Below are 14,803 nucleotides of genomic sequence, written 5' to 3'. Positions count from 1 at the left end.
CCCCCGAAAGCATTTATATTAAAAATATATGCAGCAAATTAATACACAATATATATAAGTTATGAATGCGGTGGCTGAATAAAGCTATTTTTATTCATCAAGAAAATAGCCATACTGACGCCTTCAATGGATATTGATATTCACTACAGATATTGTTCGCAGCAGACAGGATGTATTTAATATGCCAACAGTTCTCTCTCGCATGGCGATGCACCTCAAAAAAACAGCCTGGATAGTTCCCGTCTTCATGGTTTCGGGATGCTCATTATCTCCGGCAATCCCGGTGATCGGCGCTTATTATCCCAGCTGGTTTTTCTGCGCCATTGCCAGCCTTATTTTGACGCTCATCACGAGGCGAATTATTCAGCGGGCAAATATCAATCTGGCATTTGTCGGAATTATTTATACCGCCCTTTTTGCTCTCTACGCCATGCTGTTCTGGCTGGCATTTTTCTAATCTATTTGAGATGCGCTCATGGAAAGTACGCCGAAAAAAGCTCCTCGCAGTAAGATCCCTGCACTGCTGGTCGTTGCGCTGGCGCTGGTTGCCCTCGTTTTCGTTATCTGGCGCGTAGACAGTGCGCCATCAACCAACGACGCTTATGCTTCTGCCGATACCATCGATGTGGTGCCGGAAGTCAGCGGTCGTATTGTGGAACTGGCAGTCACAGACAACCAGGCAGTCAAACAGGGCGATTTGCTGTTTCGTATCGATCCTCGCCCTTACGAAGCGAATCTGGCGAAAGCCGAAGCCTCCCTCGCCGCACTGGATAAGCAAATTATGCTCACCCAGCGTAGTGTTAACGCCCAACAGTTTGGCGCCGACTCAGTTAACGCCACGGTAGAAAAAGCCCGCGCCGCCGCTAAACAGGCCAGCGATACATTGCACCGTACCGAGCCATTACTGAAAGAAGGTTTTGTTTCTGCTGAAGAAGTTGACCGTGCGAGAACTGCACAGCGCGCTGCAGAGGCCGACCTTAATGCCGTATTGTTGCAGGCGCAGTCAGCCGCCAGCGGCGTCAGCGGCGTCGATGCACTGGTCGCCCAACGTGCAGCGGTGGAAGCGGATATCGCGCTGACCAAACTGCATCTGGAAATGGCAACCGTTCGCGCACCGTTTGATGGTCGGGTTATTTCCCTCAAAACCTCGGTTGGACAATTTGCCTCCGCAATGCGCCCTATTTTCACGCTAATCGACACCCGTCACTGGTACGTTATTGCCAACTTCCGCGAAACCGATCTGAAAAATATTCATGCCGGTACGCCTGCGACAATTCGCCTGATGAGCGACAGCGGCAAAACCTTCGAGGGTAAAGTGGATTCCATTGGCTACGGCGTGCTGCCGGATGACGGCGGTCTGGTGCTTGGCGGCCTGCCGAAAGTGTCTCGTTCTATTAACTGGGTTCGCGTTGCCCAGCGTTTTCCGGTCAAAATCATGGTCGATAAACCTGACCCGGAAATGTTTCGCATCGGCGCGTCGGCAGTCGCTAATCTTGAGCCGCAATAATGAGCGCCCTCAACTCCCTGCCATTACCGGTGGTCAGGCTGCTGGCGTTCTTTCATGAAGAGTTAAGCGAGCGGCGGCCTGGTCGTGTGCCGCAGACCGTGCAGCTCTGGGTAGGCTGCCTGCTGGTGATTCTGATCTCAATGACCTTCGAGATCCCCTTCGTGGCGTTATCACTGGCGGTGCTGTTTTACGGTATTCAGTCGAACGCGTTTTACACCAAATTTGTGGCGATCTTGTTTGTGGTCGCCACGGTGCTGGAGATCGGCAGCCTGTTTTTGATCTACAAATGGTCATACGGCGAACCATTGATCAGATTGATCATCGCAGGTCCTGTCCTGATGGGCTGTATGTTTTTGATGCGCACCCATCGGCTGGGACTGGTCTTTTTCGCTGTCGCCATTGTCGCTATTTACGGGCAAACCTTCCCCGCCATGCTCGACTATCCGGAAGTGGTCGTGCGTTTAACGCTGTGGTGCATCGTTGTCGGCCTCTATCCAACCTTGCTGATGACGTTAATCGGCGTGCTGTGGTTTCCCAGCCGCGCCATTACGCAGATGCATCAGGCGCTTAATGATCGGCTTGATGACGCGGTACGTCACCTGGCAGAAAGTCTTGCGCCGCTACCCGAAACGCGGATTGAAAGAGAGGCGCTGGCGCTGCAAAAACTGAATGTCTTTTGCCTCGCGGACGACGCCGACTGGCGAACCCATAGCGCATGGTGGCAAAGCTGCGTGGCAACGGTAACCTACATTTACTCCACGCTGAATCGCTACGATCCCACCTCTTTTGCTGATTCGCAGGTAATCATTGAGTTTCGGCAAAAATTAGCCGCTGAAATCAACAAGCTGCAACATGCCATTGCCAAAGGGCAGTGCTGGCAAAGCGACTGGCGGCTTAGTGAAGATGAAGCGATGGCGGCACGGGAATGTAACCTGGAGAATATCTGCCAGACACTGTTACAGCTTGGTCAGATGGATCCGCACACGCCGCCAACGCCCGCCGCCAAACCGCCGTCAATGGTCGCCGATGCCTTTACTAATCCGGACTATATGCGTTACGCGGTAAAAACGCTGCTGGCCTGTTTGATCTGTTACACCTTCTACAGCGGCGTGGACTGGGAAGGCATTCACACCTGTATGCTGACCTGCGTGATCGTCGCTAACCCCAATATCGGTTCTTCGTACCAGAAGATGGCGCTACGTTTTGGCGGAGCTTTTTGCGGTGCAATTCTGGCGTTGCTGTTTACGCTACTGGTCATGCCATGGCTGGACAATATTGTCGAATTGCTGCTCGTACTGTCACCGATTTTCCTAGTGGGCGCGTGGTTCGCCACCAGCTCTGAGCGTTCTTCTTATATCGGCACGCAGATGGTGGTGACCTTTGCTCTCGCCACGCTCGAAAACGTCTTTGGTCCGGTTTACGACCTGGTGGAAATACGCGATCGTGCCATCGGCATTCTTATCGGTACGGCGGTATCGGCGGTGATTTACACCTTTGTCTGGCCTGAAAGCGAAGCGCGTGCACTGCCGCAAAAACTGGCCGGCGCGCTGGGTATGTTAGGCAAACTGATGTGTATCCCGCGCCAGCAGGAAGTCACGGCTCTGCGCACTTATCTGCAAATTCGTATAGGTCTACATGCGGCGTTTAATGCCTGTGAAGAAATGTGCCAACGCGTGGCGCTTGAACGTCAACTGGACGGCGATGAACGCGCCTTACTGATTGAACGCTCGCAAACAGTTATTCGTCAGGGACGCGACATTCTTCACGCCTGGGATGCCACCTGGAACTCGGCTCAGGCGCTGGATCACGCGCTCCAGCCGGACAGAGCCAGCCACTTTGCCGATGCACTGGAGAAATACGCTGCCGGTCTGGCAACCGCACTCAGCCATTCTCCCCTGATAACGCTTGAAGAGATACCCGCCTCGCAGGCCATCCTGCCCACCTTATTAAAACAGGAGCAACACGTCTGCCAGCTCATCGCCCGCTTGCCAGACTGGACAGCCCCGGCATTAACGCCCGCCACGGAACAGGCACAAGGAGCCACTCAATGATCAATCGTCAACTTTCACGCTTGTTGTTGTGCAGCATTCTCGGCAGCGCGACGCTGATTTCCGGCTGTGCGTTAGTGCGTAAGGATTCAGCCCCTCATCAACAGCTTAAACCAGAGCAGATCAAACTTGCCGATGATATCCATCTTGCCAGTTCCGGCTGGCCGCAAGCGCAGTGGTGGAGACAGTTTAATGATCCACAACTGGATGCGCTGATCCAACGGACGTTAAGCGGTTCTCACACCCTCGCCGAAGCGAAATTGCGGGAAGAAAAAGCGCAGTCGCAGGCAGATTTGTTAGATGCTGGTTCACAATTGCAGGTGGCGGCGTTAGGGATGCTCAACCGCCAACGCGTCTCTGCCAACGGCTTTTTAAGCCCTTATGCGATGGATGCGCCCGCACTGGGAATGGATGGTCCGTACTACACCGAAGCCACCGTAGGTTTATTTGCCGGATTAGATCTCGATTTATGGGGCGTACATCGCTCAGCGGTTGCCGCAGCCATTGGCGCGCATAACGCCGCGCTGGCAGAAACTGCGGCAGTGGAACTGTCGCTCACTACAGGCGTAGCGCAGCTTTATTACAGTATGCAGGCCAGCTACCAGATGCTCGATCTGTTAGAGCAAACCCGCAGCGTGATTGATTACGCGGTGAGAGCGCACCAGAGTAAAGTGGCGCACGGTCTGGAAGCGCAAGTACCGTTCCACGGCGCGCGGGCGCAGATTCTGGCGGTCGATAAACAAATTGCTGCCGTCAAAGGGCAAATCACTGAAACGCGAGAATCTCTGCGCGCATTGACTGGCGCGGGCGCCAGCGATATGCCGGAGATCAAACCAGTGGCATTACCGCAAGTCCAGACCGGTATTCCGGCGACACTCTCTTATGAGTTGCTCGCCAGACGCCCGGATCTGCAAGCCATGCGCTGGTATGTTCAGGCGTCATTAGATCAGGTGGATTCCGCACGGGCGCTGTTCTACCCAAGCTTTGATATCAAAGCGTTTTTCGGACTGGATTCCATCCACCTGGATACCTTATTCAAAAAAACCAGTCGCCAGTTCAACTTCATTCCGGGTCTGAAATTGCCGTTGTTTGACGGTGGGCGGTTGAATGCCAATCTCGAAGGCACTCGTGCTGCCAGCAACATGATGATTGAACGTTACAACCAGTCCGTGCTGAACGCAGTGCGCGACGTTGCAGTCAATGGCACGCGTCTGCAAACGCTGAATGACGAGCGGAAGATGCAGGCAGAACGCGTAGAAGCGACCCGCTTCACCCAGCGCGCCGCCGACGCCGCCTACAAGCGCGGTTTAACCAGCCGCTTACAGGCAACCGAAGCCGAATTGCCGGTGCTTGCCGAAGAGATGTCATTACTGATGCTGGATAGCCGCCGCGTGATCCAAAGCATTCAGTTGATGAAATCGCTGGGCGGCGGATATCAGGCGGCTCCCATCACCGAGAAAAAATAAAATGTCTGCCGCGTGATGGCTGTCACGCGGTATTTCGTTTCGTCACGTCAAAACTGACGACAGCCTGTTTTTCGTCAGAGTTTTGAATAAATAGTGCCCGTAATATCAAGGAATGTCCCCAAATAAAATGTGGCATAAAAGATGCATACTGTAGTCGAGAGCGCGTATGCGTGATTTGATTAACTGGAGCGAGACCGATGAAAAAAGTCGTCACGGTTTGCCCATATTGCGCATCAGGTTGCAAAATCAACCTGGTCGTCGATAACGGCAAAATCGTCCGGGCGGAGGCAGCGCAGGGGAAAACCAACCAGGGTACTCTGTGTCTGAAGGGTTATTATGGCTGGGATTTCATTAACGATACCCAGATCCTGACCCCGCGCCTGAAAACCCCCATGATCCGTCGCCAGCGTGGCGGCAAACTCGAACCTGTTTCCTGGGATGAGGCACTGAATTACGTTGCCGAGCGCCTGAGCGCCATCAAAGAGAAGTACGGTCCGGATGCCATCCAGACGACCGGCTCCTCGCGTGGTACGGGTAACGAAACCAACTATGTAATGCAAAAATTTGCGCGCGCCGTTATTGGTACTAATAACGTTGACTGCTGCGCTCGCGTCTGACACGGCCCATCGGTTGCAGGTCTGCACCAATCGGTCGGTAACGGCGCAATGAGCAATGCTATTAACGAAATTGATAATACCGATTTAGTGTTCGTTTTCGGGTACAACCCGGCGGATTCCCACCCAATCGTGGCGAATCACGTAATTAACGCTAAACGTAACGGGGCGAAAATTATCGTCTGCGATCCGCGTAAAATTGAAACCGCGCGCATTGCTGACATGCACATCGCACTGAAAAACGGCTCGAACATCGCGCTGTTAAATGCGATGGGCCATGTCATTATTGAAGAAAATCTGTACGACAAAGCGTTCGTCGCTTCTCGAACAGAAGGCTTTGAAGAGTATCGTAAAATCGTTGAAGGCTACACGCCGGAGTCGGTTGAAGATATCACTGGCGTCAGCGCCAGTGAGATTCGTCAGGCGGCGCGGATGTATGCCCAGGCCAAAAGCGCATCCATTCTGTGGGGCATGGGGGTTACCCAGTTCTATCAGGGCGTGGAAACCGTACGTTCTCTGACCAGCCTCGCAATGCTGACGGGTAACCTCGGTAAGCCACATGCGGGCGTTAACCCGGTTCGTGGTCAGAACAACGTGCAGGGTGCCTGCGATATGGGCGCGCTGCCAGATACGTACCCTGGCTACCAGTACGTAAAAGATCCGGCTAACCGCGAGAAATTCGCCAAAGCCTGGGGCGTGGAAAGCCTGCCAGCCCATACCGGTTATCGCATCAGCGAACTACCGCACCGTGCGGCACATGGCGAAGTCCGTGCGGCGTACATTATGGGCGAAGACCCGCTGCAAACTGATGCGGAACTGTCGGCAGTACGTAAAGCCTTTGAAGATCTGGAACTGGTCATCGTCCAGGATATCTTTATGACCAAAACCGCGTCGGCGGCGGATGTTATTTTACCGTCAACCTCGTGGGGCGAGCATGAAGGTGTCTACACTGCGGCTGACCGTGGCTTCCAGCGTTTCTTCAAGGCGGTTGAACCGAAGTGGGATCTGAAAACGGACTGGCAAATCATCAGTGAAATCGCCACCCGTATGGGTTATCCGATGCACTACAACAACACCCAGGAGATCTGGGATGAGTTGCGTCATCTGTGCCCGGATTTCTACGGTGCGACTTACGAGAAAATGGGCGAACTGGGCTTCATTCAGTGGCCTTGCCGCGATACATCAGATGCCGATCAGGGGACTTCTTACCTGTTTAAAGAGAAGTTTGATACCCCGAACGGTCTGGCGCAGTTCTTCACCTGCGACTGGGTAGCGCCAATCGACAAGCTCACCGACGAGTACCCGATGGTGCTGTCAACGGTGCGTGAAGTCGGTCACTACTCTTGTCGTTCGATGACCGGTAACTGTGCGGCGCTGGCGGCGCTGGCTGATGAACCTGGCTACGCACAAATCAATACCGAAGACGCCAAACGTCTGGGTATTGAAGACGAGGCATTGGTTTGGGTGCACTCGCGTAAAGGTAAAATTATCACCCGCGCGCAGGTCAGCGATCGTCCGAACAAAGGGGCGATTTACATGACCTACCAGTGGTGGATTGGTGCCTGTAACGAGCTGGTTACCGAAAACTTAAGCCCGATTACGAAAACGCCGGAGTACAAATACTGCGCCGTGCGCGTCGAGCCGATCGCCGATCAGCGCGCCGCCGAGCAGTACGTGATTGACGAGTACAACAAGTTGAAAACTCGCCTGCGCGAAGCGGCACTGGCGTAAATCAGTCCCTCTTACAGCCTCCTTTCGGAGGCTGTTTTTTTATCGATTCGAACTCTCTATACTGACTATTCCCTACCCAATCGTATTATCAAAATGAAAAAAATTATCGCATTGATGTTGTTTTTGACATTCTTTGCCCACGCAAACGACTCCGAACCCGGCAGCCAGTATGTAAAGGCAGCAGAGGCCGGAGACCGACGCGCACAATATTTTCTTGCCGATAGCTGGTTTAGCTCCGGCGATTTGAGCAAAGCCGAATATTGGGCACAGAAAGCCGCTGACAGTGGTGATGCCGATGCCTGCGCGCTGTTAGCGCAGATCAAAATCACCAATCCGGTCAGTCTGGACTATCCACAAGCAAAAGTGCTCGCCGAGAAAGCGGCGCAGGCGGGCAGTAAAGAAGGTGAAGTGACGCTGGCGCATATTCTGGTTAATAGCCAGGCGGGTAAACCAGATTATCCGAAGGCGATTTCGCTGTTAGAAAACGCCTCGGAAGATTTAGAGAATGATACTGCCGTTGATGCCCAGATGCTGCTTGGCTTGATTTACGCCAACGGCGTGGGCATTAAGGCCGACGATGACAAGGCAACCTGGTATTTCAAACGCAGCTCTGCAATTTCCCGAACCGGTTATTCCGAGTACTGGGCGGGAATGATGTTCTTAAACGGTGAAGAAGGTTTTATCGAGAAGAACAAGCAAAAGGCGCTGCACTGGTTGAACCTGAGCTGTATGGAAGGGTTTGATACCGGGTGTGAAGAGTTTGAAAAATTAACCAACGGTTAAGCCAGGCCTGATAAGACGCGTTAAGCGTCGCATCAGGCATCCACACATTGCCGGGTGGATATAACCCTCCGGCAATCTTCAATTACTGATCCGCAGTCTTATCAAATTTGCCCAGCATTTCACGTTCATAGGCCATCGCCTTTTTGCGGTCAAATTTGTGTTCCCACTTGGCAATCACCAGCACCGCCAGCGCATTACCCACCACGTTCAGCGCGGTACGTGCCATGTCGAGGATACGGTCAACACCGGCAATAAACGCCAGGCCTTCCAGCGGAATACCCACGCTCCCCAGCGTTGCCAGCAGCACCACAAACGACACGCCCGGCACGCCTGCAATCCCTTTCGAGGTCACCATCAGCGTCAGCACCAGAATGATTTCCTGCCAGATGGAAAGGTCAATGCCATACAACTGCGCGATAAAGATAGCGGCAATACTTTGATACAGCGTCGAACCATCGAGGTTAAAGGAGTAACCGGTCGGCACCACGAAGCTGGTGATCGACGCCGGTGCACCGTAGGCTTCCATCTTTTCAATAATTCGCGGCAGCACGCTTTCAGAGCTGGCAGTGGAGTACGCCAGAATCAGCTCATCTTTCAGAATGCGAATCAGGATCCAGACGCTCAACCCGCACAGACGCGCCACAATTCCCAGCACCACCAGCGCGAAGAACAAAATAGCGAAATGCACCAGCAGCACCAGTTTCGCCAGTGGCCACAGAGAAGAGAAACCGAAGTTAGCCACCGTCACCGCAATCAGCGCAAATACACCCACCGGTGCATAACGCATCACCATGTGAGTCACTTTAAACATGGTTTCAGAGATGGAGCGGAACACAGTCACCAGCGGTTCACGATGCGTCGCTGGCAGGGAGGAAAGCCCCAGACCAAACAGCACCGAGAAGAAGATGATCGGCAGCATTTCACCTTTCGCCATCGACGCCACAATGTTCGTCGGCACCAGCGACAAAATCGTGCCCATAATGCCGTGGGAACTGCTTTGTACCGCTTCCGTAGTGCTCTGATATTTCGAGATATCAACGGTCGCCAGCTGCGACATATCCACCCCGGCACCGGGCTGGAAGACGTTTGCCAGAGTGATCCCCAGAATGATGGCGACGGTGGTGATCACTTCAAAGTAGATAATGGTTTTCGCGCCGATACGCCCGAGCTGTTTAGCATCACCAACACCTGCAATCCCAACCACCAACGTGGAGATAACAATCGGCACAACAATCATTTTGATCAGGTGGATGAAGATATCACCCGCCGGAGAGAGCAAATTGACGACCAGCCATTCGCGACTGTCGCTATGGTAGTGCAGGTAGCTTCCCAGGAGAATGCCCAGCACCATAGCAAACAGAATCTGCCAGGCCAGGCTGAATTTTATATTTTTCATATGAATGACTTCCTCAATGGAGCGCCGTTCCCCGCTCAGAAACGCGAGAACGTGACATACTGCCAGGGCATGAATTGTGTTGCGTTGGTTTGTAGATTTTTTTAACGCTTATGATCAGTATCATTTGCGCGGTATGTTGCGCAACCCTTTAACAACAGAGCTTTTCGCTGCATTAATGCATAATAACGCGAGTTTATGACAGGTTATATGAATAACCATTTGTTATGGAAAGATTTTTATTTGTTTAATCTGCAATAATCGTTAATGGTGATTATTTTTTACATGTGTTCATTCGATTATTTTTTATGCAGCTCAATAACATAATCTGCAACACCGAATGATTAATCCGATCGCCGTTGAAGGAGTTTTGCCATATTAATCGACTCAACCAACTGTGTCCGGTTGACCTTGGGTGAATTGAGATCCATCACTTTTTGCCATAGTTCGATGGCTCGCGCGTAATTCGCCTGCATAAACGCATCGGAAGCCAGCAGCATCAGGGCGGTGATTTCGTTTTCGTCCAGCGCGAGAGCTTTGTCGATCATCGCGCGAGTCTGGGCGGTCATATGCTGGCTGGCCTGGTAATAAAGCACCGTCGCCAGCGCCGCGTACAGTTCTGCATTTTCACCACGCAGCCGTAGCGCCTGACGGTACGCCAGCAGCGAATTACTGTAATCGTTTTGCCACAGGTAATACTCGCCCAGCAACGCCCATTGTTCGCTGTTTTGCGGGTTGGCGCGGATTTTATCCTGCAATGCCAGAAGCTGTGTCTCTGGTGTTTGCTGGCTGGAAAACTGATGTAGCGGATCGCGCTGACGCTGATACTCCGCACGTACCGCCTGCCATTTTGGGGTTAACAGATAACTGCCGACACAGACAAATACCATCAAAATCGCGAGTGTTACCAGCATTTTTACCGGCATTTGAGGCTTTTTCATCGCTTCACCCTCACCCGCCAGAGGATCAGCACCATCAGCAGTAACAGCACCACTGGCAGCGCCCAAAGGAGCAGCGTCTGACCGGTCAGCGGTGGGTTATAGCGAACAAAATCACCGTAGCGTTCGGTCATCCAGCCAATGATTTCAGCTTCGCTTTTCCCCTCCGCCACCATGCCGTAAACCTGATGACGCATACTGACTGCCACCGGCGCATTAGATTCCAGTAAGTTCTGATTCTGGCACTGCGGACAGCGTAACTGACTGGCAATACTTAACGCCTGTTCCTGTTGTTGCGGATTGGCGAATTGCCAGGTGTCTACGACCTGAGCGTGCACAAAACAGGCGAACAGCAGCAGCAAAGTGAGAAGCCCTTTATTCATCGCGCTTCCTCCCCCGCCATCCGCTTAATAACGCGCCCGCAATCATCAACAATCCTCCCCCCCAAATCCAGCGCACACCGCTTTGTACATACAAACGAAATGCATAGCGATCCGACCCGGTTTTTTCTCCCATGACCGCATACCAGTCATGGATGCCGTTCCAGCGAATTGAGGGCTCCATCATTTGCTGACGACGTGCTTCGTAAAAACGCCGCTCCGGTGTCAGTTCACCAATGCGTTGCTGATGGTCAAACAGCGCCACTATCGCTTTTTCGCTGGTGTAATTGCCTTTGGCTTGTAGATCGAGGCGTTCAAAACGGAAGGTGTATCCTGCCAGCGTCACCTGCTGACCCGGCTGTAAATTCAGGCTGATCTCCTGACGGCTGACGCTGGAAACCACAATCCCGGCGGCAAACAACAGCACGCCCGCATGTGCCAGCAGAGCCGGAAGCTGCGCACGTTTGCCAGAGACAAGCGTCGCCAGCACAATCACCACCAGCATCAACAGGCCAAATGGTAACGTCGCGCGGTTAAAATACGGCGCGCCAACGGAGAGGCGTCCCCAGCCCAGCAGGCCGTAAATCATCGGATAAAGCGTTCCCACCAGCACGATCAGTAGCACCGCGCAAAACAGCAGCAGCGTTGCGAGGATTAACATTTCTCGCGATAACCCCGAAAAACGCCCCGCCGGCTCACCGTCCCGCGCTCGCCAGCCATATAGCGCCAGAGACGCAAGGCTAATCAGCGCAAACAGGCTAAACAGCGGCACTGCGCGGACATTATCCAGCGCGAACGCATGAACCGAAACCAGAATGCCAGAACGGACAATCAACGTACCCAGCAATGACAGCATCAGAGTAACTATCGCCAGTAACAGCGACCAGTGGCGGAAAATCCCCCGCTGGCGTGTCAGGGACAAACTGTGCAGCAGCGCAGTGGCAGAAAGCCAGGGTAATAAAGAGGCGTTTTCCACCGGATCCCAGAACCACCAGCCGCCCCAGCCCAGTTCGCAATAGGCCCACCAGGAACCGAGGATGATCCCCGCCGTTAATGCGCTCCAGCCAGGTAGTGCCCAGCGCCAGCAAATTCGGGCGCTGGCCGCATCAAACTCGCCGCGCAGTAAACTCGCCAGCGCCACGCTCGCCGCCACCATCAAACCGCCATAGCCGAGATAAAGCAGCGGTGGATGAAAGATAAGGCCGGGATGTTGCAGCATCGGATTGAGATCGCGACCTTCAATTGCTGGCGGAAATATCCGTACAAAGGGATCGGACCACAGCACCACAAACAGCAACAGTGCGGCGAGCATGAGAGATAAAACGGCTAACGTCAGCGGAAATAACGGATCGGTTTGCTGCCGATAATGCCAGGCAAACAGCGCGCTCCAGGCGGAAAGTAACAACATCCAAAGTAGCAACGAACCTTCATGACCGCCCCACACCGCCGCCAGTTTGAGTTCCCACGACAGCAGGCTGTAGCTATGTTGGGCGACATAAATGACCGAGAAATCGCTGATGAGAAAACAATATGTCAGCACGCCAAAGGCGAGCAGCAGGAGCACGAACTGCGCCAGAATGCCGATGCAAGTGAGTCGCATCATGGCAGGCCAGCGCAACCGCACTCCCGCGAAGGTCGTCAACGGGGTCAACACATTGACCCCAAGACTTAACAACAACGCCAGAAAACCGACTTCAGGAAGGAATACGTCCAGAAACCACCTCTTTTCTGGTTTACGCCACCGTCAACTGTCCGGCGTAGAGAATGAAAAAGCGCAGCATCAATACACCGACCAGGCTGGCTCCACACGCCGCCAGCACGGCAGGAATGCCGGAACTGCGATTCACCCACGGTTTGAGCAGCATTGGCACAATCAGCCCCAGCCCGGCAACACCAAGCCAGAACCACCACGTCCAGAAACCGCCGCCCAACGCCGCCACCAGCGCACGCACTTTACCGTCATCGCCCAGCGCCAGACCGACGAAAAACGCCACCAGCAGGAAGATTTCACCCCATACCACGGGAATTTCCATACGGTGAACAAAGTGCGCTTCCGTAGAATGCGGATTACTGCGCTGGCGTATCGCCATGGCGATCAGCGCCACCGCCGCACCGGACGAGATACCGGAGAACAGGAACAGCACCGGCAGGATCGGGTTATTGAGGAACGGATACGATTTCAGCGCCGACAGCAGAAAGCCGGTATAAGCCCCCAACAACACCGCCAGCACCAGCATCAGCGTTTCCAGTCCGCGATGAACGGGCGTCAGCAGGTTCAGAACCTTTTGCACGATCCCCAGCTTCGGCAACCAGCGTTGTTGCAGGGCAAGCAAATCGTGTTCAAAGATTTTCGCCAGCCACAGCACCAGCACCACCATGTAGAGCTGAAACAGCATTACCCCCATCGACATCACCGAGGTAAAACTGTAGTGGAACATCAGCTTCCAGAAGGTCCACGGCCTCGTCAGGTGGAAGACGAGGATCAACAGACCGAGGATCACCGCGCTAGGCCCGACAATCAGCGTGGTTCGCAGCAACGTACTGTCTGCGCCGCCCGCCTGCGGGTAGAAGCGACGCAGCAACACCGCCAGCGTCACCAGCCCGGCAGAAATCCCCACCAAAAACAGATAGATGGCAATCGGCCAGTCCCACACCAGCGATTCAAAATGAAATGCGGAAGCCTGCGTCATTGGCTCACCTCCCCGTATTTAAACGGTACGCGGTACAGCTTCGGTTTGGTTCCCAGCGCCAGCTTGTAGCGGTAAGTGGGCTTCTGGCGCAGCAGTTGCGAAATCTCACTGTTGGGATCGTCCAGATTGCCAAACGTCAGCGCCTTCGTCGGACAAGCCTCGACGCACGCGGGCAGCTTACCGGCCTGCAAATTGGTCTTACGGCAGAAATCACATTTGTCCGCCGTCTTCGTGACCGGATGGATAAAGCGCACGCGGTACGGACAGGCGGCGATGCAGTACTGACAACCGACGCAGAGATCCGGGTTAACATCGACAATCCCGCTGGCAGCATCGCGAAAAGACGCACCTGTCGGGCAGACGTCAACGCACGGCGCATGGTCGCAGTGCTGGCAAGACTTACGGAAGAAGCGATATTTCACATCAGGAAATTCGCCCTGTGGCTCGCTACGAATAATCGTCAGGCGCGAGACACCTTCCGGCACCTTGTTCACTTCCCGACAAGCATCCATACAGGCGGTACAGCCGATGCATAACGACTCGTCATGCACCATGCCGTAACGCACGCCATTAATATTCAACGTTTTCGCCACCACGCGCCCTGCGGTGCCGCTGACGGCTGCCAGCACGCCGACGCCGGTGAGAAACTGGCGACGTGACCAGGTCATGGCTGCTCCTTAAGCAACGGAACAGACGCCGGGTTAAAGTTCGGATTGGTGCGCTGATCGCTGTGGCAATCGACGCAAATCTTAATCCGTCCTTTGTCACTTAACGTCTGCATCGTATCTTGCTGTGGATGCAGGGAATGGCAGCTGGCGCACGCCACTTTGGTCACGTGGACATCGTGCGGCCAGAACGCTTTTTGCAACTGTTCCGGCAGATGGCAGGACATACAAACGCTGTTCTGCTCACCAACGTTGTACATCGGCTCGTTAAAGCGCATCACATCTTTCACCCCTTCACGGTGTTGCGGTGACGGCTGGCCGTGACAGTTGGTGCAGGTGACCGTCAGTTTATTATTTGGGTTGATAACGGAAGCATGTTTGCCATGCATACCTTCGGTGTCTGGCTTATGACAGTCCAGACAGGCGGCATCCGGGTTACGCTGCTGGGTAACTTCGTAGCGATCTTCAGATGCCTGCGCCGCAGGGGTAGCGGTAATTCCGTTCAGGCTCCACAACAGGCCCGACGCCAGCACCCCGGCAGTTAATAACGAACGTAATACGCTCATATTCACTCCATTGTGTTTTCCG

Annotated in this window: 13 protein-coding genes; 6 read left to right on the top strand and 7 right to left on the bottom strand. The window is 53.8% G+C overall.

From position 1 onward, the window contains the following. Positions 1 to 181: 181 nt before the first annotated feature. From BEG40_RS14480 to yjcO, 6 genes are all read left to right on the top strand, one after another. A complete protein-coding gene (locus BEG40_RS14480; protein WP_010351753.1) occupies positions 182 to 457 on the top strand; it encodes a YtcA family lipoprotein in 276 nt (91 codons plus the stop codon). An 18-nt stretch (positions 458 to 475) separates the two neighbouring features. Further along, the gene (mdtN, locus tag BEG40_RS14475; protein ID WP_000446396.1) at positions 476 to 1,507 is read left to right on the top strand and encodes a multidrug efflux transporter periplasmic adaptor subunit MdtN; all 1,032 of its coding nucleotides are present in this window, start codon (positions 476 to 478) and stop codon (positions 1,505 to 1,507) included. Further along, positions 1,507 to 3,558 (top strand): multidrug efflux transporter permease subunit MdtO, encoded by a 2,052-nt coding sequence (mdtO, locus tag BEG40_RS14470; RefSeq protein WP_105285627.1) that lies wholly within the window; start codon positions 1,507 to 1,509, stop codon positions 3,556 to 3,558. Before mdtN ends, mdtO begins: the two co-directional genes overlap by 1 nt. Beyond that, positions 3,555 to 5,021: a multidrug efflux transporter outer membrane subunit MdtP gene (gene mdtP / locus BEG40_RS14465; protein ID WP_105285626.1), complete on the top strand. Its 1,467-nt coding sequence runs from the start codon at positions 3,555 to 3,557 to the stop codon at positions 5,019 to 5,021. Before mdtO ends, mdtP begins: the two co-directional genes overlap by 4 nt. A 197-nt stretch (positions 5,022 to 5,218) precedes the next feature. Then, entirely contained in the window at positions 5,219 to 7,366 is a 2,148-nt protein-coding gene (gene fdhF, locus BEG40_RS14460) for a formate dehydrogenase subunit alpha (RefSeq protein ID WP_105285625.1), read from the top strand. A gap of 93 nt (positions 7,367 to 7,459) precedes the next feature. Further along, positions 7,460 to 8,149, top strand: a complete 690-nt coding sequence (gene yjcO, locus BEG40_RS14455) for a Sel1 family TPR-like repeat protein YjcO (protein ID WP_105285624.1) — start codon at positions 7,460 to 7,462, stop codon at positions 8,147 to 8,149. 82 nt (positions 8,150 to 8,231) lie between these two features. Here the strand turns inward: yjcO and gltP are convergent, their stop codons facing one another. From gltP to nrfB, 7 genes are all read right to left on the bottom strand, one after another. Continuing rightward, complete coding sequence (gene gltP / locus BEG40_RS14450) at positions 8,232 to 9,545, bottom strand: glutamate/aspartate:proton symporter GltP (RefSeq protein ID WP_000789605.1); 1,314 nt, start codon at positions 9,543 to 9,545, stop codon at positions 8,232 to 8,234. Between the two features lie 341 nt (positions 9,546 to 9,886). Further along, on the bottom strand, positions 9,887 to 10,483 hold the full coding sequence (nrfG, locus tag BEG40_RS14440) for a heme lyase NrfEFG subunit NrfG (protein WP_105285623.1): 597 nt from the start codon (positions 10,481 to 10,483) through the stop codon (positions 9,887 to 9,889). Beyond that, a complete protein-coding gene (gene nrfF / locus BEG40_RS14435; RefSeq protein WP_105285622.1) occupies positions 10,480 to 10,863 on the bottom strand; it encodes a heme lyase NrfEFG subunit NrfF in 384 nt (127 codons plus the stop codon). Before nrfF ends, nrfG begins: the two co-directional genes overlap by 4 nt. After that, positions 10,856 to 12,574, bottom strand: a complete 1,719-nt coding sequence (locus tag BEG40_RS14430) for a heme lyase CcmF/NrfE family subunit (protein WP_198600210.1) — start codon at positions 12,572 to 12,574, stop codon at positions 10,856 to 10,858. The genes nrfF and BEG40_RS14430 overlap by 8 nt, the downstream gene beginning before the upstream one ends. Positions 12,575 to 12,593: 19 nt before the next feature. Then, positions 12,594 to 13,550 (bottom strand): cytochrome c nitrite reductase subunit NrfD, encoded by a 957-nt coding sequence (gene nrfD, locus BEG40_RS14425; RefSeq protein WP_105285620.1) that lies wholly within the window; start codon positions 13,548 to 13,550, stop codon positions 12,594 to 12,596. Continuing rightward, positions 13,547 to 14,218 (bottom strand): cytochrome c nitrite reductase Fe-S protein, encoded by a 672-nt coding sequence (nrfC, locus tag BEG40_RS14420; protein WP_000220281.1) that lies wholly within the window; start codon positions 14,216 to 14,218, stop codon positions 13,547 to 13,549. The genes nrfD and nrfC overlap by 4 nt, the downstream gene beginning before the upstream one ends. Beyond that, positions 14,215 to 14,781, bottom strand: a complete 567-nt coding sequence (gene nrfB, locus BEG40_RS14415; protein WP_105285619.1) for a cytochrome c nitrite reductase pentaheme subunit — start codon at positions 14,779 to 14,781, stop codon at positions 14,215 to 14,217. Before nrfB ends, nrfC begins: the two co-directional genes overlap by 4 nt. Between the last annotated feature and the right edge of the window lie 22 nt (positions 14,782 to 14,803).

The organism is Escherichia sp. MOD1-EC5495 (assembly GCF_002965965.1).
Classification (GTDB): domain Bacteria; phylum Pseudomonadota; class Gammaproteobacteria; order Enterobacterales; family Enterobacteriaceae; genus Escherichia; species Escherichia ruysiae.
This window is presented reverse-complemented; position numbering and strand designations above follow the sequence as displayed.